This window comes from Vibrio sp. 1288 (assembly GCF_033344475.1).
Genome location: NZ_JAWPOX010000018.1, coordinates 73580 through 100500, shown reverse-complemented (window position 1 = coordinate 100500; position 26921 = coordinate 73580). Strand labels below are relative to the sequence as shown.

Annotated in this window: 24 protein-coding genes and 1 other RNA gene; 12 read left to right on the top strand and 13 right to left on the bottom strand. The window is 43.1% G+C overall.

Annotated elements, in window-relative coordinates:
- Positions 1-196 precede the first annotated feature (196 nt).
- On the top strand, positions 197-1774 hold the full coding sequence (gene mltF / locus R8O11_RS14870) for a membrane-bound lytic murein transglycosylase MltF (protein ID WP_318194247.1): 1578 nt from the start codon (positions 197-199) through the stop codon (positions 1772-1774).
- Between the two features lie 588 nt (positions 1775-2362).
- Here mltF and tadA read toward each other — a convergent pair.
- The 6 genes from tadA to R8O11_RS14840 form a co-directional block, all read right to left on the bottom strand.
- Complete coding sequence (gene tadA, locus R8O11_RS14865) at positions 2363-2911, bottom strand: tRNA adenosine(34) deaminase TadA (RefSeq protein WP_136976140.1); 549 nt, start codon at positions 2909-2911, stop codon at positions 2363-2365.
- A gap of 212 nt (positions 2912-3123) precedes the next feature.
- The gene (locus R8O11_RS14860; protein WP_203345940.1) at positions 3124-4683 is read right to left on the bottom strand and encodes an AbgT family transporter; all 1560 of its coding nucleotides are present in this window, start codon (positions 4681-4683) and stop codon (positions 3124-3126) included.
- Positions 4684-4971: 288 nt separating this feature from the next.
- Complete coding sequence (locus R8O11_RS14855; RefSeq protein WP_054579040.1) at positions 4972-5382, bottom strand: prepilin-type N-terminal cleavage/methylation domain-containing protein; 411 nt, start codon at positions 5380-5382, stop codon at positions 4972-4974.
- Positions 5372-6667 (bottom strand): hypothetical protein, encoded by a 1296-nt coding sequence (locus R8O11_RS14850; protein ID WP_054579039.1) that lies wholly within the window; start codon positions 6665-6667, stop codon positions 5372-5374. Before R8O11_RS14850 ends, R8O11_RS14855 begins: the two co-directional genes overlap by 11 nt.
- Entirely contained in the window at positions 6667-7293 is a 627-nt protein-coding gene (locus tag R8O11_RS14845) for a PilW family protein (protein WP_033905826.1), read from the bottom strand. The genes R8O11_RS14850 and R8O11_RS14845 overlap by 1 nt, the downstream gene beginning before the upstream one ends.
- A gap of 8 nt (positions 7294-7301) precedes the next feature.
- Positions 7302-7817, bottom strand: coding sequence for a GspH/FimT family pseudopilin (locus tag R8O11_RS14840; RefSeq protein ID WP_033905824.1), 516 nt, complete (start codon positions 7815-7817; stop codon positions 7302-7304).
- 103 nt (positions 7818-7920) lie between these two features.
- Here R8O11_RS14840 and R8O11_RS14835 point away from each other — a divergent pair, with 103 nt between their 5' ends.
- Positions 7921-8352 (top strand): type IV pilin protein, encoded by a 432-nt coding sequence (locus R8O11_RS14835; RefSeq protein ID WP_054579037.1) that lies wholly within the window; start codon positions 7921-7923, stop codon positions 8350-8352.
- A 69-nt stretch (positions 8353-8421) separates the two neighbouring features.
- On the opposite strand, the gene dnaJ is transcribed toward R8O11_RS14835, so the two are convergent.
- The 4 genes from dnaJ to grpE form a co-directional block, all read right to left on the bottom strand.
- Positions 8422-9570: a molecular chaperone DnaJ gene (gene dnaJ, locus R8O11_RS14830; protein WP_005381620.1), complete on the bottom strand. Its 1149-nt coding sequence runs from the start codon at positions 9568-9570 to the stop codon at positions 8422-8424.
- Positions 9571-9774: 204 nt separating this feature from the next.
- Positions 9775-11688, bottom strand: a complete 1914-nt coding sequence (dnaK, locus tag R8O11_RS14825) for a molecular chaperone DnaK (protein WP_005381623.1) — start codon at positions 11686-11688, stop codon at positions 9775-9777.
- A gap of 347 nt (positions 11689-12035) precedes the next feature.
- Positions 12036-13310, bottom strand: coding sequence for a dicarboxylate/amino acid:cation symporter (locus R8O11_RS14820; protein ID WP_005381625.1), 1275 nt, complete (start codon positions 13308-13310; stop codon positions 12036-12038).
- A gap of 417 nt (positions 13311-13727) precedes the next feature.
- Complete coding sequence (gene grpE, locus R8O11_RS14815) at positions 13728-14324, bottom strand: nucleotide exchange factor GrpE (protein WP_021034134.1); 597 nt, start codon at positions 14322-14324, stop codon at positions 13728-13730.
- Positions 14325-14470: 146 nt separating this feature from the next.
- Between grpE and nadK the strand changes: the two genes are divergently transcribed.
- The 5 genes from nadK to bamE all read left to right on the top strand — a co-directional run bounded on the left by nadK (position 14471) and on the right by bamE (position 19748).
- Positions 14471-15355 (top strand): NAD(+) kinase, encoded by an 885-nt coding sequence (gene nadK, locus R8O11_RS14810; protein WP_225466668.1) that lies wholly within the window; start codon positions 14471-14473, stop codon positions 15353-15355.
- A gap of 265 nt (positions 15356-15620) precedes the next feature.
- A complete protein-coding gene (locus tag R8O11_RS14805) occupies positions 15621-16811 on the top strand; it encodes a DUF3103 domain-containing protein (protein WP_005383752.1) in 1191 nt (396 codons plus the stop codon).
- A gap of 166 nt (positions 16812-16977) precedes the next feature.
- A complete protein-coding gene (gene recN / locus R8O11_RS14800; RefSeq protein WP_005383750.1) occupies positions 16978-18642 on the top strand; it encodes a DNA repair protein RecN in 1665 nt (554 codons plus the stop codon).
- A gap of 21 nt (positions 18643-18663) precedes the next feature.
- A complete protein-coding gene (locus R8O11_RS14795; protein WP_086046555.1) occupies positions 18664-19146 on the top strand; it encodes a GNAT family N-acetyltransferase in 483 nt (160 codons plus the stop codon).
- A gap of 242 nt (positions 19147-19388) precedes the next feature.
- The gene (gene bamE / locus R8O11_RS14790; RefSeq protein ID WP_017820585.1) at positions 19389-19748 is read left to right on the top strand and encodes an outer membrane protein assembly factor BamE; all 360 of its coding nucleotides are present in this window, start codon (positions 19389-19391) and stop codon (positions 19746-19748) included.
- A gap of 101 nt (positions 19749-19849) precedes the next feature.
- Here bamE and R8O11_RS14785 read toward each other — a convergent pair whose 3' ends face one another.
- Complete coding sequence (locus R8O11_RS14785; RefSeq protein ID WP_064376794.1) at positions 19850-20209, bottom strand: RnfH family protein; 360 nt, start codon at positions 20207-20209, stop codon at positions 19850-19852.
- Positions 20199-20642, bottom strand: coding sequence for an SRPBCC family protein (locus R8O11_RS14780; protein ID WP_005381641.1), 444 nt, complete (start codon positions 20640-20642; stop codon positions 20199-20201). Before R8O11_RS14780 ends, R8O11_RS14785 begins: the two co-directional genes overlap by 11 nt.
- Positions 20643-20761: 119 nt before the next feature.
- Here R8O11_RS14780 and smpB point away from each other — a divergent pair, with 119 nt between their 5' ends.
- The 3 genes from smpB (at position 20762) to R8O11_RS14765 (ending at position 22694) form a co-directional block, all read left to right on the top strand.
- Positions 20762-21247 (top strand): SsrA-binding protein SmpB, encoded by a 486-nt coding sequence (smpB, locus tag R8O11_RS14775; protein WP_005381642.1) that lies wholly within the window; start codon positions 20762-20764, stop codon positions 21245-21247.
- Between the two features lie 66 nt (positions 21248-21313).
- Positions 21314-21681: a transfer-messenger RNA gene (gene ssrA / locus R8O11_RS14770) on the top strand.
- 527 nt (positions 21682-22208) lie between these two features.
- Entirely contained in the window at positions 22209-22694 is a 486-nt protein-coding gene (locus R8O11_RS14765) for a DUF6795 domain-containing protein (protein ID WP_053302978.1), read from the top strand.
- A 683-nt stretch (positions 22695-23377) separates the two neighbouring features.
- On the opposite strand, the gene R8O11_RS14760 is transcribed toward R8O11_RS14765, so the two are convergent.
- Entirely contained in the window at positions 23378-23941 is a 564-nt protein-coding gene (locus tag R8O11_RS14760; protein ID WP_005381668.1) for a porin family protein, read from the bottom strand.
- Positions 23942-24340: 399 nt separating this feature from the next.
- On the opposite strand from R8O11_RS14760, the gene R8O11_RS14755 reads away from it, so the two are divergent.
- Positions 24341-25219, top strand: a complete 879-nt coding sequence (locus R8O11_RS14755) for a LysR family transcriptional regulator (protein WP_033905818.1) — start codon at positions 24341-24343, stop codon at positions 25217-25219.
- 120 nt (positions 25220-25339) lie between these two features.
- A complete protein-coding gene (locus tag R8O11_RS14750) occupies positions 25340-26875 on the top strand; it encodes a bifunctional GNAT family N-acetyltransferase/carbon-nitrogen hydrolase family protein (protein WP_047102129.1) in 1536 nt (511 codons plus the stop codon).
- Positions 26876-26921: the final 46 nt, after the last annotated feature.

The following is a 26921-nucleotide window of genomic DNA, read 5'->3' as shown; positions in this document are numbered from 1 at the left end:
AGCGCATTATATAGTAATTGTTTTTGTGATGTAACACCAAAAGCAACCGTTTGCGTCATTTTTTTTGTCAAATTTGAATTACAACTAAAATGTCGATAAAACACACAATGTCACGTTATAAGTGTGTGATTCACTTTGCCCCATGAGCTCGCTTTGATATAAAGGCAAATAGAAATTTTCCAAGATGTACCTATTAATGCAAATAAGTCACTTCAACCGGCTCAAGCGCAGTGCTCTAATTTTAGTTTCTGTTCTTTTACTCTCTGCTTGCCAGATTGAGTCGGAGCCCAAAAGTGAATTTGAAAAAATTCAAGAACGTGGTGTGCTTCGTGTTGGCACGCTAAACAATCAGCTTTCCTACTACATAGGTCCCGATGGTCCCGCAGGGTTGGATTACGAATTGGCGCGTCAGTTTGCGGAGCAGCTCAGCGTCAAACTCGAGATTAAACCAGCCTTTCGCCAAGCTGAGCTTTTTCCTGCTCTTAAGAAAGGAGATATCGATATCATCGCTACGGGTTTAAATCAAACGTCACAAGCAGTCAAACGATTTAGACCAGGCCCTGCCTATTATTATGTAAGCCAACAAGTGGTATATAAAAAAGGGCAACTTCGACCACGTGATATCGAACAACTCATTGAATACCAAGCCTCGAAAGACGACGAGTCCGACGAAGATACAAATGCAGGCGCTCAAACATTAAAGATCGTTGAACAATCGCAATATGTTCCGACCCTAACAGCGTTACAGAAGCAGTATCCAGAACTTCAGTTTGAAATTGTTGGTGATGCTGACACGAGAGACTTACTCAAATACGTATCGACGGGTGAGTTACGTTTTACTGTGACTGATTCGGTAGAACTTTCCCTAGCTCAACGCCTTTACCCCGATCTTGCGCTCGCGTTTGAACTTACAGAAGATCAACCAGTGTCTTGGTTTACTCGACGTTCTGAAGACGAAAGTTTGTATGCGATGCTGATAGAGTTTTTCGGTAACATCAAACAATCAGGAGAACTGTCCACCCTCGAAGAAAAGTACATTGGTCATATTGAAGCATTTGACTACGTTGATACTCGCGCATTCATTCGAGCTCTGGATGACAAATTGCCTAAATGGGCACCTTTATTCCAAAAATACAGCGAAGAGTTCGACTGGCGATTAATTGCAGCATTGGCTTATCAAGAGTCACACTGGAAACCAACAGCAAAATCGCCAACGGGTGTTAGGGGGATGATGATGCTGACTCTGCCAACGGCGAAAAGCGTCGGGGTGACTAACCGTTTGGATCCTGAGCAATCTGTTCGTGGTGGTGTCGAGTACTTACGTCGAATTGTAAGTCGCGTGCCTGATAGCATTAACGAGCATGAAAAAATATGGTTTGCGTTAGCTTCATACAATATTGGTTACGGCCACATGATGGACGCACGACGACTCACCAAAGCACAAGGTGGCGATCCGAACGCTTGGGCCGATGTAAAAGACAGGCTGCCTTTACTACGTCAGAAGCGCTATTACAGCCAAACTCGCTATGGTTACGCCAGAGGCGATGAAGCGCGTAATTACGTAGAAAATATTCGACGTTACTACCAATCCATCATTGGTCATGTCAGCCAACAGCCAGCGATTGATGAGAATAGCGATGACTTGCAAGTGATTCCGCCGCTCAACCCCGACATTTTGATATCGGGCGCAGTAGAGACCGTCGTAGAACAAGTCTCTGGCGCTTCTGACGTCACGGTTGAAGAAGACACCGAACAAGAAAGCATTGAAGAATAAACCCGCGGTAAACTAAAAAATGACGAGCCTATGAAGCTCGTCATTTTTGTTGAGTCCTAACGAAAACTTATCTAGACTCCAATATTCTGAGTGACACCAACCACACTCAACCATTCCTTTGGTTGGTCGCCTTTTCTTCATCGTTAGTAAAACTGATTGCTTTGTAACAGATTACTTTACAACCACATGGTTTAGCTCACTTGATGAAGCGGCACTTTCGGCTACACTCTGCCGAAATAACGTCACTCCTATTATTAAGCATCGTATTGAAATTGTTTGCTGGCTCTGTGCAATGCAGAAGTCAAATGAAGAACGTTTAAACCATACAATGTTTAGTGCGATTATCGAGCCTATTGCCAAGCATCGATGAGCCGCGCTTTACTGGTATAAGTCTTGTCTGCAGGAGGTTTTGAATATGAGAAGACGTAGAGTGCAGTCAAAGCGTTTAAATAACACAGTAGCTGCTATCCGACGTAAACGTAAACTGACATGTATGAAAAAGAAAGTAAGTTCACGTAATCGTGTTTTTGTACATTTAGTCAATCACTAGTGCGTCCAAGCAAACATCTACCACGTTGTAGGTGTTTGCTAGCCCTCACTACTCCCACTACCTTGCTCGCTCTCTCGATTTTCTAATGCTTTTTGTGCTTGCTTCTTCGCTTTAATTTCCTTTCGGCGACGCTTAAAAAACGCTTGTAGCTGAGTGCGGCACTCATCTTCTAGCAGCCCCTTTTCAACTAAGGCGTAATGGTAAGCGGCTTGGCTTTCAAACAAATTAAGCACTGTTCCTGCAGCTCCAGCTTTTAAATCTGGCGCTCCAAAAACAACCCGCTTAACGCGGCTATGCAATAAGGCTCCGGCACACATTGGGCATGGCTCAAGTGTTACATATAACGTCGTATCCAGAAGGCGGTAATTTTCTAGCTTTTGGCCTGCTTTACGCAGTGTTTGGATCTCAGCATGTGCGGTAGCGTCATGGGTGCCAATAGAGCGGTTCCAGCCCTCAGCGATAATTTCACCATCTTTGACAAGCACTGCGCCGACAGGTACTTCCCCCTCAGCTTCTGCTTGCTCAGCAAGCTCCATCGCTCTGCGCATAAACAATTCATCTTGAGGGGAAAACGGATGGTTAGACAAAGGAGGCTCCAAAGAAACAAAAAACGATTGAAGTCAGGAATTTTATCACCAACTTCGGTTTCACTACAGCAACACATCACGGGACAAAGTCTGCAACTCCAAAAAACTAGTTACAAGACCTATCGATGTTCGTTTTACGAGAACAAAAAAGCGCAGATCGAAGACCTGCGCTTTTTGGCTGCCAATTAGCGGCTTTCACACCCTACACGTTTTTACATTGTGTAAGTGTAAGGAGCTTGAATGCCTAGCGGGATACCTACCATCCAATAAGCAACTAGGAAGATAGACCAACCGATCAGCATTGCGATCGAGAATGGCATCATTAGTGACGCAAGCGTACCGATACCAGCCGACTTCACATAACGCTGACAGTAAACCACTACAAGAGGGAAAAATACCATTAGAGGCGAAATGATGTTCGATACAGAGTCCCCCACACGGTAAGCCGCCTGAGACAGCTCAGGCGAGATACCAACCGCCATTAGCATTGGCACTAGGATTGGACCAATTAAAGCCCATTTTGCAGATGCCGAACCAATAAGTAGGTTTACAGACGCGGTTAGAAGTATCATACCGATGATGGTCACTTCACCTGGTAGGTTCATCGCTTTTAAGCCTTCTGCGCCATACAACGCTAGCATCGTACCGATGTTTGACTGAGCAAATGCAGATAGGAACTGAGCACAGAAGAACGACATAACAATGTATGCGCCCATGGTTGACATAGTATCAGCCATCGCTTTGATAATGTCGTTGCTGGTCTTGAACGTTCCAGACACTTTACCGTAAACGTAACCAGGAATGATAAACAGAATAAAGATCAACGGCACGATAGACTTCATTATCGGTGCTGAGAAGGCAGTAATTTCACCTTCAGGCGAGCGAAGTGCTGATGTTTCTGGAATTAACGCTGCAACAAGTAAAGCAATACCCGCCATCATTGCCCAACCAGCATAACGGAATGCTTTTGATTCCAGTTCAGTAAATGAACCTAGGTTTGGCGCGGTTTCCGCATCCTCATCAATTGGCATTTTTGATAAACGAGGCTCGATGATTTTCTCTGTCACGTACCAACCAATCCCCACAATAATGATGGAGGATAGGCCAGTGAAGAAGATGTTCGCTAATGGGTTAACCACATATTCAGGATCAAGAACCTGCGCCGCGGTTTGCGTAAAGCCTGCTAGTAGTGGATCGATACCTGAAGGGATAAAGTTTGCAGAGAAGCCACCAGATACACCTGCAAATGCTGCCGCAATACCTGCTAAAGGGTGACGACCTGCCGCATGGAAGATAATACCGCCAAGAGGAATAACCAGAACATAGCCTGCATCTGCCGCAGTATGCGATACAATGGCAACCAAAATAAGCATTGGAGTAAGAAGCTTAGCTGGCGTGAAGTTCAGCATCTTCTTAAGACCCGTCGTAATAAAGCCCGAAGAATCTGCAACACCCACACCTAGCATTGCGACAAGTACGATACCCAGTGGCGCAAAGCCAGTAAACGTCGTCACCATGTTAGCAAGGAAACTTGCTAGCGCTTCGCCCGTAAGTAAGTTGGTGATAGTAAGAGCTTCGCCCGTTCGAGGGTTTGGAAGATCGAATGATACATTCGACAAAAGTGCTGACGCCGCCCAAGTAATGATCAATGCCCAGAAGAACAAAATCGCAGGATCAGGAATTTTGTTACCTGTCCTCTCGATAAAGTTTAAAAAGCGCTCCATCCCGCTCGGCTTCGATGATGGTGCCTTATTTACAGCTTGGTTACTCATGGTAACTCCATAGTGAATGATGTTGGTGCCAAGGCCTATTTGAATAATTATAACGACCTACTATCCAACGAGTATTCTAGTAAACACCAATGGAGAAAGCACAAGGTTCTAGATTTTTTTTCATAATTGGAGACATATTTTGCAAAAACACCACTTCAATTAAACATAATAAAAACAGTAGCACATCAACTCGATTAACAGTTCAAAAACCATTTATTAACCGTGACAAATCCGGTATCAAACAGGAATTACACCCGCATTTGTCTCAGCCCATGTATGCAATTGAACTTAGTTTTCGAATTCACTGTATTGTGAGATCATCGTTTTAAGCTGAACTGATCGCGTCTCGCCGATTCTATCCTTCCAGATAGAGGTAATGGTGATAGTTTTCAGTGTTCCTGAAACCGTGGCAGCTGGAACTTCCCACTCGACGACATAAGATCCAGCAACAGAAGAGCCTGTTGCAATAGAAGCAAAATTTGCAGGTGTGATGGTAGACATCGCCGCAGAAGCACCACGCGTCCGGAACCATTCGAGCTGGTTTTCTGCTAGACGCAGTGCTTCAATACTTTTTATGGCATATTCGGATTCGCGTTCTAGATATACGTTTAGCTTAGTTAAACCTAGAGCCCCAACACCGATAAGCAGAAAAGAAATTAGAACTTCAAGAAGGTTAAAACCTTTTTGTTTAGAGATCATTCCAGGAGCCCTTCTTCCAGCGGAAATTAATAATCGGATCAACGACCTCATCGATGTTATCTCGGTTGTAAGCAAAATTTAGAGAGTTAACAAAATAAGCACTGTAACCTGGACTATCTAAGACTTGTCCCCCCGAAAAACTAAATGAGCCACGCTGCAGGTAAACGACTTTATCTAGAGCAAGCGTGGGAAAGTTAGCCGCATCCCCAAAATGATCTTTGGCCTCGAACAAGTTCCAATGTGTATCTAAATCTGTAAGTGAATTAGTCGTAAGTTGATAGAGCATACCAGGGAATGTCATTGAACCATGTACAGCAAAAATACCATCTTGAACCACAAGTAATATTGGAGCTTCTCCAGTAGCGGCAAAAGCTTCATTAAGATAATCAATGCCTCCTTTGATTAGTATCCCATCAGAATCATTCTCATACTCTCCAGAGCTATTCTTTTTAGAGGAAGTAAACTCACAGGACCCCGTAACCCAAATATGAGTTTTCCCTGCTGAAATTTGCTCCCCAACTTTCTTTCCACAATCAGTAACGACTTGGTTAGTTGAGTCGTCGTAATCAATCGTAGTAAACCCCCAGCCTGATTTCACCGAGTTCCAGTCACTGCGTTGCTCTCTAAAAATGTCGTAAAATGGCTCTAGGTCTGCATCTTGAATAAAGTCCTCTCCGTAATCTGAGTCAGAAGAGGTCACACTCATATGTTCCGATTTACAATCTATATTGTTGTGAACAAAATCAGCATAAGGGGCAGAACCATGTATAACCCCTTGGTTTGTCGCTCCAGCACGTGAGTGAAATGCATTCTTATAGCGAATAGCAACACACTCCCACCCACTTCCTACAAATTCGCCAGGATCTGGTGTTGAAAATGCGGAGCTACCATTAACGTATAAATCTGTACTACTTTTTAGTGCTCCGGACGCTCTTCCTCTTGAAAGGACAAGTTGTTTTTCAACGGTCCGGCTGGAGTTTGGAGCTGGTTTGCTTAACAGCTTGTTGTCGGTTTCCAATGCTAATTGATGTAAACCTAAAGGTGTTTCACATCGGCTTGAAATTAGTGAAGTTGCAGAAGAAATATCACCGGTACTTTGAACTAAAGAATAGAAACACTCCAATCCCCCTTCTGCAAGCCAATGTTCTTGTCGTGCTTCAATTTGATTGTTGGCACGCTTGATCTGATAAAAAAGAGACTTGTAGCTACCAAGCGACATCATTAATGCCGCAACTAGCAATACACCCACAACTAATAACGCAGCTGCACCTTGTTGTTTCTTCATTACTGCCAGTTCCTTTGCATCGCAGTAAACGACTGCTGCGTGCGAATATCTGTCACGTCTTTCAATTCGGTTCCCAATGTAATGGTCACCAGTGCACTTTTTGCATCAGTGCTTTCTAGCAAATCACTAGTCAGGTCAAATCGATTAACGTGAATAACTTTTTTATCAAAGAGAGTGTTACATGAGCCTGTGCCTGCAAGGTTGACCACGTCATTAACATCCCATATCGTTATTTGCTTTTTTTCACACACAAATAGCGACTCTGGCGTATTAACTCGTTGCTCATAAGCCACGTTTTTATATAAAGGAGCAGAGCCAGAAACACCTATGTAATAGGCGTAAGCAATTAGCCCTCTATCAACATCATCAAGAGTGTAAATTGTGTTCGCTGAGCCCGAGATTTTTATAGAATGACCATTGTTACCGTCAAAACCAGCACGCTGAATGTCGCTCTTGAGCATCTGCACGACACTTTCAGAATTCTGTAACAACATTAACTCTTTCGAACGCTCCATTATCACTCGTTGACCACTCACATAGATTGACCCCACTGTCGCAAGAGAAATAAGCCCAAGCACAGATGCGATCATAAACTCAATAAGGCTCGCCCCTTTTTGTTTAAACATAGCCATCCTTAAGAGCAAGTTGAATAACCGTAATATTCTGTGCCGCTGTTATCACTACATACTCTTACGCGGGCTGATAAAGTATGAGAAATGAGTTTTAAGGCTTTTGATGATTCACCAACAGGATGAAACTTCAAGTTTCCTGATGATGGTCGACCATGGACATCGTCGAAGCTGATTTGATCGGAAGCATAGCTCGGGGTAACGACAATACCGTAATACGGCTTACCTGATAAAGAGAACAACACAGTCCCAGCTCCCTCAGCTCCGTTATCTGTCAAATCAATACGCCAGTTTCCGTCACTGGATGAGCTCCCAGACATGATGATGTGTGCCCAAAGTCTTTCACGCCGTAATACTGCTTCAGACTTACCTTCAATAACAAAGCCATGCAATTCATTAGCTAAGCGCTGCATTTTGTTGGTTTCAAAGACATTCTTGAAAGATGGTGCAGCTGTAGCCAATAAAGCACTCAGTACAGCAACAGTAATAAGAAGCTCCAACAACGTAAACCCGCGAGGCATTTCCCAAATTCCTATGTAAACGGCAAAAGGGCCGTAATTCATCTTGCACAGATGCTATCACCTGCCAAAAATAGGCGGAAAAGTGAAAAGGAAACTACTCGTGATGATTCGAATTTCTCGTTGTAACGGCTACAAAAAAGGATTGAGAGGGATGACATTGATCGAATTACTGGTAGCTGTAGTGATTGTCGGGATCATTGCTGCAGTCGCATACCCCTCTTACACTAATCATGTAATCAAGTCTCATAGGACGGTTGCCTTGAGCGATCTTAGTCGAATTCAGCTAGAGCTAGAGACATCTTATGATGGTGGGTACGACTGGAGTCATATTCTCTCTGGAGGCACATGCACTCTATGTGACTCAGACACAAATAGATTTTCTTTCGATATTGCGAGCTCTGCAAGTACGGCCTATACCATTACAGCAACAGCAAAATCGTCTCTGGGACAAGACGACGACGAGTGCTTGACTGGTTCTAAAACGATTACTTTAACGTCAACAAATGTCGAAGAACCAAGTGATTGCTGGAATTAGGAAGAACACCGAGATGCAAAAAGGCCTGCATTTTAGCAGGCCTTTGTATGTGTGCTTTTCGCTAACGTCTTAGCTGGTTAAATCATCAAAGAACTTTTTCACACCGTTGAAAAAGCCTTCTGATTTAGGCTTGTGCTTTGTCGCCGCTTCACCACCACAAGACTCTTCAAACTCTTTGAGCAGTTCTTTTTGGCGTGAGCTTAGATTTACTGGTGTTTCGACAACCAACTTCACAATAAGATCACCAACACCGCCACCGCGAACGCCTTTCACACCTTTACCACGCATACGGAACATACGACCTGTTTGCGTTTCTGAAGGCACTTTTAGGCTTACGCGACCATCTAGGGTTGGTACTTCAACTTCACCACCTAGAGCTGCCATCGCAAAGCTTACTGGCACTTCACAGTATAGGTTGTTGCCATCACGCTCGAAGATATGGTGCTCTTTCACGTGCACTTGTACATACAAGTCGCCAGCAGGCGCCCCCATTTCTCCCGCTTCACCTTCGCCAGATAGGCGAATACGATCGCCAGTATCAACACCTGCCGGGATCTTAACGTTAAGTGTTTTTGTTTTCTGCTTACGACCTTGACCATGACACTCATTACAAGGGTCTTTAATGATTTTACCTTTGCCGTGACAGGTAGGACAGGTTTGTTGCACTGCGAAGAAGCCCTGGCGCATCTGTACTTGACCATGACCATGACAGGTACCACATGTTTCAGCAGATGAACCTTTCTTCGCGCCACTACCATCACAGGTATCACAGTGTACTAGTGTCGGTACTTCGATCTCCTTCGTTACACCACGAACCGCTTCTTCTAGCGTCAATTCCATGTTGTAACGTAGGTCAGCACCTCGCTGGGCACGGTGGCCACCACCGCCACGACGACCACCACCAAAGATGTCACCGAATACATCGCCAAAGATGTCGCCGAAATCAGCACCGCCGCCGCCAAAGCCGCCGCCACCGAAACCACCGCCGCCTTGTTCAAAAGCAGCATGACCGTATTGGTCGTACGCCGCTTTCTTTTGAGGGTCGGTCAGAACTTCGTACGCTTCTTTTACTTCTTTAAACTTGTCCGCCGCAGAATCATCACCCTGGTTTCGGTCTGGGTGGAATTTCATCGCTAGACGCTTATACGCCTTTTTGATATCGCGCTCTGAGGCATCACGGCTTACGCCTAACACTTCGTAAAAATCACGTTTTGACATGTTCTTCGTCACCAGTTAATTACTACAAACGGCATCGATTCACCGCTTGGTGTTTGTATCGTTCTAGGTAAGTGCACTTGTCTGCAACATACTTAACTAGAAAGACAGCGTTTACAAACAGACGGGCGTAAGAGTTGCCCCAAACGCCCGCACACGAAGTCTTATCGACCCCAGATGGCTATGCAACCATCTGGTTAAGAAATATTATTTCTTGTCGTCTTTAACTTCTTCGAACTCAGCATCTACAACGTCGTCTTCTTTAGACTGTGCACCTGCGTCAGCACCTTGTGCTTGCTGCGCTTGAGCTTGTTGTTGAGCGATTTCCATCAGCTTTTGAGAAGCAGTCATTAGTGCTTGAACTTTAGCATCGATAGCTTCTTTGTCTTCGCCTTTACGTGCTGTTTCTAGCTCAGAAATTGCTGCTTCAATCTTCTCTTTCTCTTCTGCAGGTAGCGCTTCACCAGCTTCTTCTACTTGCTTACGAGTACCGTGAATCATTTGGTCAGCTTGGTTACGTGCAGTTGCTAGCTCTTCGAACTTCTTGTCCGCTTCTTTGTTAGCTTCTGCTTCTTGAACCATTTTCTCGATGTCTTCATCGCTTAGACCGCCAGAAGCTTGGATAGTGATCTTCTGCTCTTTACCAGTCTGCTTGTCTTTCGCAGATACGTGTAGGATACCGTCCGCATCAAGGTCAAACGTAACCTCGATTTGTGGCATACCACGTGGTGCAGGCTGGATGCCTTCTAGGTTAAATTGGCCTAGAGACTTGTTGTACATCGCTTGCTTACGCTCACCTTGTAGAACGTGGATAGTTACCGCGCTCTGGTTGTCTTCCGCTGTAGAGAAAACTTGGTTCGCTTTAGTTGGGATAGTTGTGTTCTTCTCAACTAACTTAGTCATCACGCCACCCATTGTCTCGATACCTAGAGACAGTGGAGTTACGTCTAGTAGTAGTACGTCTTTAACGTCACCAGCAAGTACACCACCTTGAACTGCAGCACCCATTGCTACTGCTTCGTCAGGGTTTACGTCACGGCGCGCTTCTTTACCAAAGAACTCAGCAACTTTCGCTTGAACCATTGGCATACGAGTCTGACCACCAACTAGGATTACGTCAGTGATGTCGTTTACTGATAGGTCAGCGTCAGCTAGAGCTACTTTTAATGGCTCAAGAGAGCGTTGTACTAGGTCTTCAACTAGAGATTCTAGTTTTGCACGAGTCACTTTAATGTTCATGTGCTTAGGACCAGTTGCATCTGCAGTAACGTAAGGTAGGTTTACGTCTGTTTGAGAAGTAGAAGAAAGCTCGATTTTCGCTTTCTCTGCTGCTTCTTTAACACGCTGCATTGCTAGTGGGTCGTTCTTAAGGTTGATGCCTTGCTCTTTGTTGAACTCATCAACCAAGTAGTTGATTAGACGGTTATCAAAGTCTTCACCACCTAGGTGAGTATCACCGTTAGTTGCTAGAACTTCGAATGTTTTCTCGCCTTCAACTTCATCAATTTCGATGATTGAAATATCGAATGTACCACCACCAAGGTCGTATACCGCGATAGTGCGATCGCCGCCCTTCTTATCAAGACCGTAAGCTAGCGCAGCTGCTGTTGGTTCGTTGATGATACGTTTAACTTCTAGACCTGCGATACGGCCAGCATCTTTTGTCGCTTGACGCTGAGCATCGTTAAAGTAAGCAGGTACTGTGATAACTGCGCCAGTTACTTCCTCACCAAGGAAGTCTTCAGCAGTTTTCTTCATTTTCTTAAGAACTTCAGCAGAAACCTGAGGAGCTGCCATTTTTTGGCCTTTCGCTTCTACCCAAGCATCACCGTTGTCAGCCTTAACGATTTTGTAAGGCATGATTTCGATGTCACGCTGAACTTCTTCGTCTTCAAAACGACGACCGATTAGACGCTTAATTGCAAATAGCGTGTTTTCTGGGTTAGTTACTGCTTGACGTTTCGCTGGTTGACCTACTAGCGTCTCACCGTCAGTGTAAGCAATAACCGATGCAGTAGTACGTTCGCCCTCTGCGTTTTCAATTACACGTGGTTTGTCGCCGTCTAATACAGCAACACATGAGTTAGTAGTACCTAAGTCAATACCAATGATTTTACCCATCTGGCTATCTCCGAATAAATTCTATTTTCGTTTGGTTATAACCCCAATGTGGGGGGAGGAGAATCGGGTTTCAACCCTTGCTCACAAACAAAAATAATCAATGTTTGCTTCTCTATGCCACATAGATAAGGGCGGCAAAATGCTTTTCAAGGGCAGAATTAAAAAAAAGCGTCTTTTTTCGAAATTTATGTGTTTCTTTCTGATTAGTTGGGAACTCGTCACACTGCTGTAGCGCAACAAAACGTCATTTCCCAGATAAATTTATTTATGTCCGACTCTTCCTAAATAAAAAACGAGCTCATAAGAGCTCGCTTCAATATTAGGGTTAAAATAAATTATTCAAGGTATTAGGCGTTCGCTTGAGCAGGCTCAGCATCAACACCTTCTTCTTTACCGATCTCACCTTCTGTTTTTGCAACAATGGTGTTCACTGCCGTGTCGCCGACAACGTTAGATGATGTACAGAACATATCATTAATACGGTCGACCGCTGCAATGATTGCTAAACCTTCAGGTGGTAAACCTAGTTGGTGAAGCAAAACGCCTACCATTACCACGCCGCCCCCAGGAACACCGCCAGCACCAATAGATAACAGAAGAATAGTTAAGCCAAGTGTGAAGATGTCTGCGGTGTTAATTGGCTGGCCAAAAGCGTTCGCAACAAACATCGTTGCTAGAGCAATATAGATAGAAACACCAGACATATTCATCGTTGCGCCCAGTGGTACACCGAAGCCAGCAACCGATTTAGAGACCTGAAGCTTTTCTGTCAGTGTGCGCATCGTTACCGGGATAGTCGCGTTTGAGCTCGCGGTAGATAGAGAGAAAAGAATCTGCTCACGAGTTGCACGTAGGAAAGTCTTTGGAGAAGTTCCTGTCGCAATACTCACTGCCATTGGGTAGAAGAAGAAGATCCAGAACACCAACATCGCAACCACCAAAGCCACGTAACCGGCAACGGACATTAATGTATTGGCGTTTAGCGTTGCACCTAGTTGAATCATTAGTGCGAACACACCATATGGTGCAAGACTCATCACTAATCCAACCAATTTCATCATGATTTCATTTGCCATTTTGAATGTGCGAATAGCTGGGCCACCACGAGAATCCAAAGCTTGAATTGCAAGCCCCGTCAAAATTGCCATAAAGATGATTTGCAGCATGTCGCCGCTAGCAAACGCTTGTACAGGATTGCTAGGAACAATGTTAACAACTAAAGAGAAAATGTCCGGCGTCTCTGTCGTTGTCAGCTGTACAGCCTCAGATACCGTTCCTGCTAGATTAGCGCCCGCTCCTGGCTGGAAGATCAAGCCGACAGTCAAAGCCGCCGTAATCGCAATGATGGTGTTAAGAATGTAAAGGGTAAAAGTTTTTCCACCAAGACGACCAAATGCACTGATGTCTTTCAAGTCAACAATGCCGCATACGATTGAAACGTAAACTAAAGGAACAACAAGCAATTTGATCAGTGAGACGAACATGCCGCCAACACCTTCTGCTGCTCCAAGTAGGTATGTATCAAAAATCGCAATACCGCTAAATAAGTACTGAATTGCTGTCCCCAGCACAAGGCCGGCAAACAAGCCTATAAAAATCTTACTAGAAAGCGATTTATCCATTATAAATCTCCGATATGTTGTGTTTACTATTTACATTTTTGTAGTTATATATGCTTACTTTTAAAGCATTAGTCGCAAATCATACACACCGAAGTTACAAAATAAAGTGACAATTTACATTTTTGTTAACGACATTGTTTTAGAAAAAATGACTATATTTACATTCCTATGCAGAACAAATATTCACACAACGAATGATTACAATCACTTATAGCCCTTTCCGTTAATAAACACGCAGCGAGATGAGAGAAAATCTCCTATAGGAAAATAATTAACCAATAGGAAAAAATATGAAGGGGATCAAATTTTCATTTATCGATATACAACGAAGTTCGATGCAGTCATTTATGTTTAAAACAAAAAAGCGCCCATCAAAAATGATGGGCGCTTTTATATTTAAAAAACAGGTAGTTAAAGTTACTTAGCAACCATTACCATTGCCGGACGAATCACACGGCCGTTTAGTTCGTAACCTTTTTGCATAACAAACATAACAGTGTTTGATTCATGATCAGGGCTCTCCTGAATCGACATCGCTTGATGGAACTCTGGATTGAATGCTTCACCTTCAGGGTTGATTGCTTTCAAGCCAAATTTCGCTACAACGTCTACAAACGTTTTATGTGTTAGTTCAACGCCTTCTAGGAACGGCTTCACAGTTTCATTCTCTGTATCTGCCGCTTGAATTGCACGCTCTAGGTTATCAATAACAGGAAGCAGCTCTTCTGCAAACTTGTTCAACGCAAACTTACGTGCTTTATCGATCTCTTGCTCAGTGCGACGACGCATGTTTTCTACTTCAGCTTTAGAACGCAACACCGCATCTTGTTGCTCTTTTACTTTTGCCTCGCTAGACAATAGTGCCGCTTCTAGTTGAGCAATCTTAGCGTCTGTCTCATCACCAAGCTCTTCAAGCTCAGCTTCAACTTCTTGTGCTTCAGCTTCTACTTTTTCAGCCTCTTCGATGATTTGATCAAGCTCTTCTTCTGTAACTTTGTTTTCTTCGTTGCTCATGATATCTCCAGAATTCAACATAATGCCCTTAAAGCCATGCGCGTTTTTGCGGGCTTTAACCACATAAAAATTCGCATATTTAGGTGACTTGCCATTATTATGGGGATGAAGATTCCTGATTCAAGCCTCTTTAATGCGGAAATGCTATGAAAAATCCATGTAACGTGATCGCGATTATCGGAAAACCAAGAGATCAACAAGCAATTCAAACTCATAAAGAGTTGTACCAATGGTTGACCTCTGAGGGCTATAAAGTATTCATTGACGATCGCCTTGCCGCAATACTGGATGATATCCCACAGAGTCAGTTTGCTAGCTTAGTTGAACTAGGAAAAAATGCCGATCTAGCCATTGTGGTTGGTGGCGATGGCAACATGTTAGGTGCGGCAAGAATTTTATCCCGATTTGATGTGCCAGTTATAGGCGTGAACCGTGGAAATTTGGGCTTCTTAACTGACTTGAACCCAGACGACTTCCAAGCGTCTCTGCAAGCGGTACTCGACGGTGATTATATTGAAGAGGAACGTTTTCTTTTAGAGGCGGAAGTACACCGCCACGGACAAATAAAGAGCCATAACGCTGCGCTAAACGAAGCCGTACTTCACCCAGGGCAAATTGCTCATATGATTGAATTTGAAGTGTACATAGATGAAAGCTTCGCCTTCTCTTTACGGGCCGACGGTTTGATTGTCTCCACTCCGACTGGCTCGACGGCATATTCACTTTCTGGCGGCGGCCCAATTCTTTCTCCTAGCTTGAATGCCATTTCACTCGTGCCAATGTTCCCTCATACATTGTCGAGTCGACCTTTGGTGGTTGATGGAAAACGTCGAATTAAATTGGTGGTATCACCAGAAAACCGTGGAACACAAGAAGTTAGCTGTGATGGACAAGTCTCACTTCCAGTTACCCCTGGCGACGAAATTCACATCTATCAAAGTCCAAATGTACTAAAGCTCATCCATCCAAAAGACTACAGCTACTATCACGTCTTACGGAATAAGCTTGGCTGGTCTAGTAAATTGTTCTAACACTTGTTACTCAGGGCAATAACTTCAATAAAAAAGCCAGCAGCTTAATTGCTACTGGCTTTTGGCTTTCTTAGACAAGAAATAGACACAAAGTAGTGAGGCGACACGATATTTGTCATCATTAAAGAGAAGCTTATAAATTTTGATCCTGTGGGCAAACTTTACACAAAAGATAGAAAAGCAAATTCAATGATCTATGTCCGGTGATATTCTCACCATGAATAGAGTATTAACTCTATTTCATACAATCAATAAAGGACATATTATGAAGAAAACCATCATTCTGTCTGTTCTCAGTACATTAGCACTTATTGGCTGCCAATCAGAGGAAACGCAAGTCAACAGTGTGTCCAATGCAAAAGCGGAAGATATCACTAAGACGAAACGGGCCCTAGCTCAACAATTGAGTGAGAATTATGCTGCCATTGAACCCATGCTGAGAAGAGATATTACTCCGCAACAGACTAACGTGTCTGTATCAGCATTTGTTAAGCAAAACCCTAACTCAGAGTTCAGCCGCCAGCTTGTACAAGCTGACACTCAAATTCGTAGCTGGAAAGGTATTTCTGAATACTCTGATCAGTTGTTAGAAGTTCGCTTGGCAAATGAAGCCATGATAACAGCATGGCAAAGTGGCGAGGTCGAGCCATTATTTGCATTTGAACCAAGTGGTGATGATGAGAATTGGCAATACATCGAAGCATTTGATGTGTATGGCAACATCCATCAACTCGATGTTTACCAGCTCCCTGAGGTACCTGTACTTGTCGTTGATAACAATAGCTCTGCAGAGCTAAAAGCAGGCTTGCAAGCTATGCAAGCTGAGATGAAAAAACTCGGTCAACCAGCTTTAGTTCAACCATATATTGCTGATGAACAACGCCAAAATACACCGCTATTGTCAAGTAGCGCAGTGGGCGAAGCGGCTCCAATTCAAACCACGCAGCTGAAAAAGATCCGTCTAGCCGATGACAAAGAACCTTGGATCTCTGGCAAGGCAGAAATCTACGCTATCGTAACGGGCGTCAATCCAAGTCGTGATGAACCTACTCTCGATTTGGTGGAGCTTCCATACTTAGACTACGATAACCAAGATTACTATCCAAATCAGATCATTATTCACTGGTCTCGTTACCGCTGGGGTGCGGCAGACATTGTGCTCATGGAGCAAGATGACGGCACAGACTATAAACAACTGGCAAAACTCCTTGTTCAAGTTGCCGAAGAAGTATTGAAAGCGATTCCAGATCCAGAAGTTCAGGCTTACGCGATTATTCCGCAAATCACGAACAAGATCATCGACACTATCCCCGATGGTGTACTCACGAATGATGATGACTTCGTCGACGTTTACTACACTCTAATGCAAGACACTTCATACGTGGATCACCCAGGTGCAGGTGTGAATGCAGTCGTCACACTAGAACCACTAACGATTAACCCAACTCGTCCGTAACCTGTTCAACTTTAATGAGTCGTTGTAATCACATCGGCTCATTTTTCCCACTTCATCACAAAAAAACAGCCTACAAAGAAAATTTTCCTTACCCGACTTTACTGTATAAAGAAACAGTATATACTGTTCTCTTATACAGTATTGTTCAGTTATACAGGTAAATAAAATGCTGGCTCATCTAAGTGTTAATAATTTTGCGATTGTTAAGTCTTTACAACTCGAGCTTTCTAAGGGCATGACCACCATTACAGGTGAAACAGGCGCGGGTAAATCCATTGCTATTGATGCTTTAGGGCTCTGCTTAGGCGGACGAGCCGATGCCGGCATGGTGCGACAAGGTGAAGAGAAAACCGAAGTTAGCGCCGCTTTTTTATTGGACAACAACTTACATGCAACACGTTGGTTAGAAGATAACGATCTGCTAGATGGCAGTGAGTGTATTTTGCGTCGTATTATCACAAAAGAAGGCCGCTCAAGAGCCTTCATTAATGGCAGCCCTGTTCCACTATCACAGCTCAAATCTCTAGGGCAGCTACTTATCAATATCCATGGGCAGCACGCTCATCATCAATTGATGAAAAGTGAGCACCAAATGGCCATGCTCGACCAATATGCTGGGCATTTAAACCTACTAAAAAGCACACGAAGTGCTTACCAGCATTGGCGTCAGGCGGATAATAACCTCAAGCAGCTAAAAGAAAATAGCCAGCAAAACCAGGCGCAAAAACAGTTGCTTGAATACCAAATCAAAGAACTGAATGAGTTATCGCTAGGTGAAGAAGAATTTGCAGAGCTCGAGCAAGAGCACAAACGACTATCCAACAGTGGTGAACTCGCCACTACCTGTCAGCAAGCCATCGAACTTATTTACGAAGGTGAAGAAGTCAATGCGCTTGGTATTTTGCAATCGGCCAATCACTCCCTAATTCAATTAGCCGAATTAGATGAAAAGCTATCTGAGCTACCTAACATGCTGTCAGAAGCAATGATTCAACTTGAAGAAACGAAGAATGAATTACGCAGCTACTTAGATGGCATCGATGTTGATCCAGCTCGTATGGCTTATGTAGAAGAACGTTTTTCTAAAGTGATGTCTGTAGCTCGTAAACACCACGTAATGCCAGAAGAACTCTACCAGCATCATCAAGATCTTCTGGCCCAAGTAGAAGCGTTAGATTGCTCCGATGAACGTTTAGATGAACTTGCTCAAGAAGTAGAACACAAGTACCAAAGCTTTCTAACACAAGCAGAAAAACTGCACAAATCACGCAGCCGTTACGCAAAAGAACTGAACAAACTGATCACACAAAGCATGCACGAATTGAGCATGGAGAAAGCAGTATTCAGTATCGAAGTTAGCAATGACAACACGCACCCATCGCCGCTTGGCATGGACAGCGTGTGCTTCTTAGTATCGACCAACCCGGGACAACCATTACAACCTATAGCAAAAGTTGCGTCAGGCGGTGAGCTATCACGCATCTCTCTAGCGATCCAAGTGATCACCGCTCAGAAAGTAGATACACCAAGTTTAATCTTCGATGAAGTGGACGTAGGTATTAGTGGCCCAACAGCTGCCGTAGTGGGCAAAATGCTACGCAAGCTTGGCGAATCAACTCAGGTATTGTGTGTCACTCACCTCCCTCAAGTTGCCGGATGCGGCCATCAACAAATGTTTGTAGCTAAGCAAACCAAAGCAGGCCAAACCGAAACCCAAATGCACGCATTAGATGAACAACAACGTGTGGCAGAATTAGCTCGCTTACTTGGGGGTAGTCAAATAACCGACTCAACGTTGGCAAACGCAAAAGAACTGCTTATCGCCGCTTAATAAATCGACAAGGGATGAGAAATGGATATCAGAGCAATACACAAAACCAACTGCTTAGATCTCATCCCTATTTTTATTGAGTTAGAACATTACTACTTCAAAGAAAAAGCTTCATCAAAACACGATCTGGTCCATTATCTAAAGAACCAAGTTTTCTCTGAACATTCTGGCGTTCATATCATTGCGGTTTACGATAATGATGACGTCGTAGGCTTTGCATCTTATACCATCATGTTCCCTGCCCCAAAACTCTCAGGGCAGATGTACTTAAAAGATCTGTTCGTATCTTCGAAGGTTCGAGGAAAAGGGGTTGGTCTCAAGTTAATGAAGTATCTGGCATCTTTGGCGATCAAGTGTAGATGCCAAAGGTTGGACTGGACAGCTGAAAGTAGTAACCCTACCGCAGGTCAGTTTTACCGCTCAATTGGTGCAACACTAATTCATGAAAAAGAGTATTATCGTTTTTCAGGTGATGCATTACGCGAATTCGCCAAAACCGACTAACGAGTCACTAGGCTTTGCTCACCGCTGAAAGCGTCCATCACCCTACTTCCGATTGAAATTTGCTCTTCGTCACCTAACTAATACGTCATGTGGTGACATTTACCGCCTAATATCGGTGAATAAATGCAACTCAACTCAAAATTCGTTGTCAGATTGTCTACCATACGACGCATAGCTTTTTACATCTGCGTCGAGCTTGTTTATTATCAGCGCAGTATTTTAAAGGTTACTAAGAAATTATTATGCAATTAAAGAAGTGGTTAGTTGCCGTACCATTAGCAATGACATTGCTGACAGGATGTTCGGTATTGGAAAGACTGGTTTATCGTATTGATATCAACCAAGGCAACTATGTAGAACAAAGTGCGGTTGATAAATTAAAGTTTGGGATGACTAAAGCACAGGTTCGCTTCGTATTAGGGTCGCCAATGCTTATTGAAAACGGCTATCCAAACACTTGGTATTACATCTATCATCATACTCCTGGCCATGGCGAACCAGTACAGAAAGATCTGATTGTAAACTTTAATGACCAAGGCACACTCGCAGACATCAGTGGTGACTTTCCAAAAAGTGACGCATTTTACGAGCAAATTCAGTAAACTGACTTTTGCAAAAAAACCTCCCGTTTGGGAGGTTTTTTATTATATAGAAATCACGTTAGTCAAACTTTGAGTAACTCACATGAGCTATTGGGTTTATATTAATCCTGCTTATTTTTACGTACAGTACTAGGCTTGCCACCTGTGACTGGGTCTGCACTTCCCTCGGCTTTAGCCTGCTCCGCCCTTTTACGGCGAATCTCTTTCGGATCGGCGAGTAACGGACGATAAATCTCTATTCGGTCTCGATCTCGAACGGTCGCATCCAACTTCACGTTACGACTAAACACACCCACTTTGTTCTTGGACAAATCAATTTCAGGGTACAACTCCAATACACCGGATTGTCGAATGATCTCTTCTACCGTTGCGTGATTATTTACCACTAAGTTAAATACACGCTGTTCATGAGGAAGAGCATAGACAACCTCAACGTGAATCATATCTGACTCAATACTCATAACACTCGTAGACCTGTTTTGCGCGTTTAGTAAATGCATTTACCATATTACTAGTAAGCTCGTTAAAAATCTTACCGAAGGCCATCTCAATCATTTTACTTGAGAATTCAAACTCAAGCTTTAGTTCAACCTTGCAAGCTTGCTCATCTAGCGCGGTAAAAATCCAACCACCACGCAACGTCTTAAACGGGCCATCCACCAAGTTCATCATAATTGCCTGACCGGGGATCAACTCATTTGAAGTCGTAAACGTTTTGCTGATTCCAGCCTTCGCCACATCGACAGAAGCCACCATACCATTCCCCGAAGACTCAATGATTCTAGAGCCCGAGCAACCAGGCAGAAATTCAGGGTATTTAGCAACATCATTAACCAGATTGAACATCTGTTCGGCGCTAAAAGACACAAGCGCAGAACGGCTGACTTGCTTCATACATACTCCTATCGATACATGTACAGATTTAAAGCTACTCGCCAATTTTACTTTTATTCCACGATTGCGCAAATAAAAGGATTTCCTATCCGATATCCAACCCGTATAATGACGCTATTATGGCAAAGAAAAAAACGAAACAAAAAGCGGGTAGCAATACTATCGCGCTGAATAAAAAAGCTCGCCACGAGTATTTCATCGATGATGAAATCGAAGCTGGCTTGGAGCTCCAAGGTTGGGAAGTGAAAGCCCTTCGCCAAGGTAAAGCCAATATTTCTGAAAGTTACGTATTTATGCGTGACGGTGAAGCCTTTGTGAGTGGCATGACAATCACTCCTTTAAATCAGGCATCGACACACGTTGTGGCGAACCCTACACGTGTGCGTAAACTACTAATGAGTCGTCGTGAGCTGGATAACCTATTCGGACGTGTAAACCGTGAAGGTATGACATTAACGGCCCTCTCACTGTACTGGTCTCGCTCTTGGGTGAAACTAAAAATTGGCGTAGCAAAAGGTAAAAAGCTGCACGATAAACGTACGGATCTAAAAGAAAAAGACTGGGCAAGAGAAAAAGCACGCGTAATGAAGAGCGCACTGCGTTAATCTTGACCACTTAAACGCATAGTACTGGACAGCCAATGCTTTTCTGTTACTATGCGAATATTACCTGGGGCTGATTTAGGATTCGACGGGAATTCAGAAGTCTGAGGTGCATGCCGAGGTGCGGTAGGCCTCGTTAACAAACCGCAAAAAAATAGTCGCAAACGACGAAAACTACGCACTAGCAGCTTAATAACCTGCTAAGAGCTCTCTCGCCCTAGCTTCCGCACGTAAGACGGGGAATAACGAGGGATCAAACCCAAACGCGCTAGCCCGGATTCTCCCGCCTGAGAGATGAACGGCGAATTTTAATTCAGGCTAGTCATTCATTAGCGTGTCGGTTCGCAGGTGGGTGGCGAAATTAAAGATCGACTAAGCATGTAGTACCAATGATGAACGGTTTTCGGACGCGGGTTCAACTCCCGCCAGCTCCACCAAACGTTTGGAAAAGGCCACCTTCGGGTGGCCTTTTTTGTATCAACTAAAATAGTCTCTTTTTTCAAACATTCATGCTTTCTGAAATCTTACTACATAGATTACCGCATACCTTTGGCCCATGTAGGTTTACAAACTCGTTGAGTATTAATCAGTAAACAAGAAGTTCATAAGTACTAATCAAAAAGGCAGAAAGCATGGTACTAAAAGCCCTGCAACTTAAAAGTCTTCTGCTTACCTATCCTTTCTAAGAGATAACTAGATCTAAGTCTAAAGTCTATACTCATCTCCCTCGATGAATTGATTGATGTATTCATTGTTAGTCCCTACTCGCTTGTTTCATTACAACTCTATAGATGTAATGACTACAAACAGTAGTTACAAAAAATAATGTAACTCTAATCACAAAGTTAACCTTAGATATTGAACAGAAACACAACATATATAGATTTTTAAATTTCAAAATGAAAATATTGTTGTGAAAAATTAAGTTGCTGGAATTATTACAGTCATATTAGTGAGCATTGTAATGAATTTTGAAGAAAGTAAATTGAATGACGAACACGTTAATCAATACACACCGCAAATCAATGGTGTGTTAACAAAGAAAGGAAAACCACTTAGTAGCCTAAAGGTTAGCCTTAGTATTGGTTTAAGCATGTCAGGGAAATCAATAGACTTATCAACATTCACAGACAGTACTGGTCGCTTTGAGTTTTCTCCAGTCTATGAAAATAAAGACGTCATAAGCACTCCTCTCATTGATCGCTATGTAACTATTGTTTTAGTCGCAGAACTCAGCAATGATGAAAGTACTATTATTTGGGAAGGAAGCTTTGATGGTTATAAAATAGAGGATTACGTAAAAAATAACATGGCTAACCTTGCTTGTGACACTGAGAACCCTCTTAAGTACTTTGCTTTTTCAATTGATGATGAAGAAAACGATGACTACTACGTAAACAGCCAATGTAACTTATTTGGTTATATAGACTCTGACTTGTATGGAAATTAAATAATGCACTCATGATGAAACTCCAGTTCCTATGTCTCCTCTTTGGCCATTCATTCACGGGGGCATTGAGTATCGGTTAGAAGGAGGTTCTGGTATCGACTTCCACGCTCATGGACTAGGAAAAAATCTGTTCTGGGTTATGTCAATAACGCTACAAGTAATGAGTGATCGGCACTACAATCTAAGCCTTAAACTTATCTAGAACGCAACGTATTTCTTGACTTCAACAATAGATATAACGCTCGGATGACTGATGGTTGGGTAAGTAAAATAGTCTCTTCAACTTTGACTTTACTAAGAATTTCAGGTCTGGGTCATATAATACAACAGATGCGACCGTAGGCCTTGCTACTTGGGTTCAATTAGCTAATTTCAGAGCTAAAAAATGAACGTAAAGAACACGTTCTCGGTATTATAGGCCACATAAATGTAATGTCAGACAATGCGGAAATTAACCTATCTAATATTACTTGCAGAGCAATAAAGCTTTGTTTTTCAAGGTTAGTAAAAAGGCTAGACAGTCATGCTAGCAATGTATTAAATACCCTGGAGTAACAATAAAATAAATTAGCCATCGTTTTATATATACGCTTCATCGGCCTTAAATTATTTGAGTGATAAATAATAAAAGTGCGAAGCTATTCTGCTTCGCAATTTTATTGAGTCCAGCACGGCTAACTATATTAGAAGCGATACTCTACACCTAGTGATGCTTGGTTAAAGTCTGTTTCCGTGTTTGCACCGTTCGCGACATTCTCCGCATTGAGTTCTACGTCGTACCACATATATTCTGCGTTAACTAAGAAGTTATCAGTAACTTTAAAACCCACACCGGCACCAGCGAATACACCTTCATCATCTTTGTTGCCTTGGAAGCCCGCAACGTTGTAATCCGTCGAGTACCACATTTGACCTCCTTTTGCGTAAAGGTCGACACGATCAGCAATGGGAGCGGTAACTTTTAGAGCCGCTGTATAGCCGTCCGTTTCGGCATTTGCTAGGTTATTACCATAGCTACCGAAATCAATGTAACCACCTTCCAACGCTAAGTAAGGATTAAAACGGTAACCAACTAAACCTTGAATAACATCGCTGTCATCATCAAAGTCATCTTGTCCATCAACTTTTAAGTAACCGTAGTTGGCGCCAACATATACACCATGATCGTTGGAGTCCGCAGCATGTGATAAAGTACTAAACGTTGCTAAAGAAAAAAGGCTAATCAAAGTAACAACATTGCTTTTCATTTCGTTCTCCTAATATAAGTTCCATTGAAGGTTCGAATAGTAAAGAGCAAATGCAATGCCAACTTTAAATTAATGAAAAATATATTTAATTTTATAGAATACTGACAATACTCTAAAGATCGCCGAACAAAAATAGAAAAAAAGAGCTGTCTGTTTACTTTATATAAACAATACTAAATTGAGGTTAATCGCTGATGTGAAAAAGATTCTTGTTAATTTGTAGATTTTTCAAAGAAATTAAATAAACATCTAAAATACTCTTGTAGATTAATCAGTCAAAAAAATGCTTAGCTAGTTTTTATAAGAAAGGAAGCTAATCACACATACGTTGCATCTTACTTTGCTTCAAGCCGTGAATATTCTACTCTTTGCCTAAGCAGAGTTTAATGGAACTGAAGTATGTTAAAAGGCAGTGAATACCCTTCTATTCGAGCATTAAGGACGTTTGTCGCGGTCTCTAATTACCTCAGTTTCTCTAAAGCAGCGGATGCCCTATGTATTACGCAAAGCGCAGTAAGCAAACAAATCGCATCGCTGGAGCAATTGGTGGGTTTACCTTTAATACAAAGATGGGCGAGTGGTATTGAGTTAACCGAAGAAGGCAAGCGTTATCTGCCGCAAGTCACAGAAGCTTTGGAGCTTATTCAGCATGCAACTGCCAACTTAATCCAGTCAGATTCAAAGCAAGAATTACTCACCGTGGACGTAACCCCTTCTTTTGCCAGTCTTTGGTTGATACCTAATATTGATGACTTCCACCAGCAACATCCTAACATCCGAGTAAGAGTCTGTACTGGGGATGGGAACGTCAAAGATTCGAGCAACGAAAGTGACTTACATATTCGCTGCCTTCCATTATCCACGCATTATGAATACAGCCACTTACTATGCGAAGAAATACTACTATTGGTCGGTACTAACGCTCCTGCACTCAAGAATGTGCACGCTGTTAGCGACTATCCGCTGATACCTCAAATCACTCGTCCTCAGTTGTGGGAGCAATTTAAGGCGGCACATGCAGTAGAATCAACCGTTACCTATCACTCTGTAGGCTTTGAACATTTTTACCTAGCTTACGAAGCCGTCAAAATGGGAAAAGGACTCGCCTTACTTCCTGATTTTATGGCGCAGAATTCTATTTTAAGAGGGGATATCCAACATATTCTCAACCTAACTTTACAGAGTGGTTATGGTTATTACGTGATGATCCCGAATTATCGCCTATCGGCTAAGAAAGTGGCGGCGTTTTACGAATGGTTGAAGAGCAAACTAAGCTAATATTGTTTTCTTGAAATGCTTTTGGTAAACCAAAACAACTCAAAGACTTCAGTATCTGTCTGCTCCAAATTGTGGCATTCTCATTAACACTGTTTCAAAAGGATAAATGGATTGAAAGATATGGACAGCAATTCGCCCAAACTCTCATTACGTACCATTGAGCCAACGGATTACCCTGAGCTTGCAGAACTAATGGACTTAGTGTTTCCTGATGTTGGCGGCTCATGGCCACGGCTGACTATTATGGATCTCATTCATCAGTTTCCTGATGGCCAAATCTGTATTGAAGATAACGGCAAAATAGTCGGTGCAGCATTGACCATTAAAGTGGACTACAACCGCTTTTCTCTTCCTCATCTATATACCGACATCATTACCGAAAACAACGTCATACAGAATCAAGTAACCGGTGATGCAATGTATGGTCTCGATGTATTTGTCCACCCGGACTATCGAGGGCTACGTTTAGGTCGACGTTTGTATGATGCGCGTAAAGAGCTTTGCCGGAGTAAGAACTTCAAAGCAATTTTAGCCGGTGGCCGCATCCCGAATTACCACAAATATGCTGACGAATTGAGCGTGGCTGAATACATCGACAAGATAAAACGCCGTGAGCTTCACGATCCTATTTTGTCTTTTCAGCTTGCAAATGACTTCGATGTAAAGCGTATTATGCGTGGTTACTTGCCAGAGGATAGTGCTTCTAAAGGCTACGCAACTCTACTGGAGTGGGATAACTTTTTCTACGAAGAGGATATTCAATCCGTCCATGATGTAGAAAAAACGCTGATTCGTATTGGTGTTGTGCAGTGGCAAATGCGCGCCATGAATGACTTAGAGGACTTGCTCGATCAGGCTGAGTTCTTCATTTCTTCTCTTGCGAACTACAAAGCCGATTTCGCCCTATTCCCTGAATTCTTTAACGCGCCGCTGATGGGATTGCAAAACGACCAAAATTCCGTCGAAGCAATTCGCTTTTTGGCTAGCTTTACAGAAGAGATCAAAAACCGCTTCTCGCAAATGGCAGTCACCTACAACATCAACATTATTGCTGGCAGTATGCCCGTCATCGAGGATGGCAAGTTGTATAATGTGGCCTACTTGCTGCAACGAGATGGTGAAATAAACGCTCAATATAAGATCCACATCACGCCCCATGAGCAAAAAGACTGGGTGATCGACGGTGGTGACAATGTTCAAGTGTTCGAAACCGATGCAGGCAAAGTCGGCATACTGATTTGTTATGACAGCGAGTTCCCAGAGTTGGGAAGAATGCTCGCCGAGCAAGGCGCACAAATTGTGTTCGTTCCTTTCTGGACAGACACAAAAAATGGCTACCAACGAGTACGAATCTGTTCCCAATCACGAGCCATCGAAAACGAATGCTACGTTGCAATTGGGGGCAGTGTCGGCAACTTACCTCGTGTTGATAATGTCGATATCCAGTACGCACAATCTGCCGTATTCTCACCGTCGGATATCTATTTCCCACACGATGCGACCTTGACAGAAGCAAGCGCCAACACCGAAATGATAATCTTCGCTGATGTTGATTTGACTAAGTTGAAACAGCTTAATACCGAAGGCTCTGTCACCAACTTACGTCATCGCCGCCTTGATTTGTATGGCGCATTCACCAAAGCCAAAGAGTCATAAGGATCTCCCTAGTTCGCCGCTACCAAAGAGCGTGGCGGCGAGTAAA

Bases quoted from the DNA above. Each gene is read 5' to 3' on its own strand.
- mltF (WP_318194247.1), top strand. From the start codon at position 197: ATGCAAATAAGTCACTTCAACCGGCTCAAGCGCAGTGCTCTAATTTTA.
- R8O11_RS14860 (WP_203345940.1), bottom strand. From the start codon at position 4,683: ATGAGTAACCAAGCTGTAAATAAGGCACCATCATCGAAGCCGAGCGGG.
- R8O11_RS14855 (WP_054579040.1), bottom strand. From the start codon at position 5,382: ATGATCTCTAAACAAAAAGGTTTTAACCTTCTTGAAGTTCTAATTTCT.
- R8O11_RS14850 (WP_054579039.1), bottom strand. From the start codon at position 6,667: ATGAAGAAACAACAAGGTGCAGCTGCGTTATTAGTTGTGGGTGTATTG.
- R8O11_RS14845 (WP_033905826.1), bottom strand. From the start codon at position 7,293: ATGTTTAAACAAAAAGGGGCGAGCCTTATTGAGTTTATGATCGCATCT.
- R8O11_RS14840 (WP_033905824.1), bottom strand. From the start codon at position 7,817: ATGCCTCGCGGGTTTACGTTGTTGGAGCTTCTTATTACTGTTGCTGTA.
- R8O11_RS14835 (WP_054579037.1), top strand. From the start codon at position 7,921: ATGATTCGAATTTCTCGTTGTAACGGCTACAAAAAAGGATTGAGAGGG.
- dnaJ (WP_005381620.1), bottom strand. From the start codon at position 9,570: ATGTCAAAACGTGATTTTTACGAAGTGTTAGGCGTAAGCCGTGATGCC.
- dnaK (WP_005381623.1), bottom strand. From the start codon at position 11,688: ATGGGTAAAATCATTGGTATTGACTTAGGTACTACTAACTCATGTGTT.
- R8O11_RS14820 (WP_005381625.1), bottom strand. From the start codon at position 13,310: ATGGATAAATCGCTTTCTAGTAAGATTTTTATAGGCTTGTTTGCCGGC.
- grpE (WP_021034134.1), bottom strand. From the start codon at position 14,324: ATGAGCAACGAAGAAAACAAAGTTACAGAAGAAGAGCTTGATCAAATC.
- nadK (WP_225466668.1), top strand. From the start codon at position 14,471: ATGAAAAATCCATGTAACGTGATCGCGATTATCGGAAAACCAAGAGAT.
- R8O11_RS14805 (WP_005383752.1), top strand. From the start codon at position 15,621: ATGAAGAAAACCATCATTCTGTCTGTTCTCAGTACATTAGCACTTATT.
- recN (WP_005383750.1), top strand. From the start codon at position 16,978: ATGCTGGCTCATCTAAGTGTTAATAATTTTGCGATTGTTAAGTCTTTA.
- R8O11_RS14795 (WP_086046555.1), top strand. From the start codon at position 18,664: ATGGATATCAGAGCAATACACAAAACCAACTGCTTAGATCTCATCCCT.
- bamE (WP_017820585.1), top strand. From the start codon at position 19,389: ATGCAATTAAAGAAGTGGTTAGTTGCCGTACCATTAGCAATGACATTG.
- R8O11_RS14785 (WP_064376794.1), bottom strand. From the start codon at position 20,209: ATGAGTATTGAGTCAGATATGATTCACGTTGAGGTTGTCTATGCTCTT.
- R8O11_RS14780 (WP_005381641.1), bottom strand. From the start codon at position 20,642: ATGAAGCAAGTCAGCCGTTCTGCGCTTGTGTCTTTTAGCGCCGAACAG.
- smpB (WP_005381642.1), top strand. From the start codon at position 20,762: ATGGCAAAGAAAAAAACGAAACAAAAAGCGGGTAGCAATACTATCGCG.
- R8O11_RS14765 (WP_053302978.1), top strand. From the start codon at position 22,209: ATGAATTTTGAAGAAAGTAAATTGAATGACGAACACGTTAATCAATAC.
- R8O11_RS14760 (WP_005381668.1), bottom strand. From the start codon at position 23,941: ATGAAAAGCAATGTTGTTACTTTGATTAGCCTTTTTTCTTTAGCAACG.
- R8O11_RS14755 (WP_033905818.1), top strand. From the start codon at position 24,341: ATGTTAAAAGGCAGTGAATACCCTTCTATTCGAGCATTAAGGACGTTT.
- R8O11_RS14750 (WP_047102129.1), top strand. From the start codon at position 25,340: ATGGACAGCAATTCGCCCAAACTCTCATTACGTACCATTGAGCCAACG.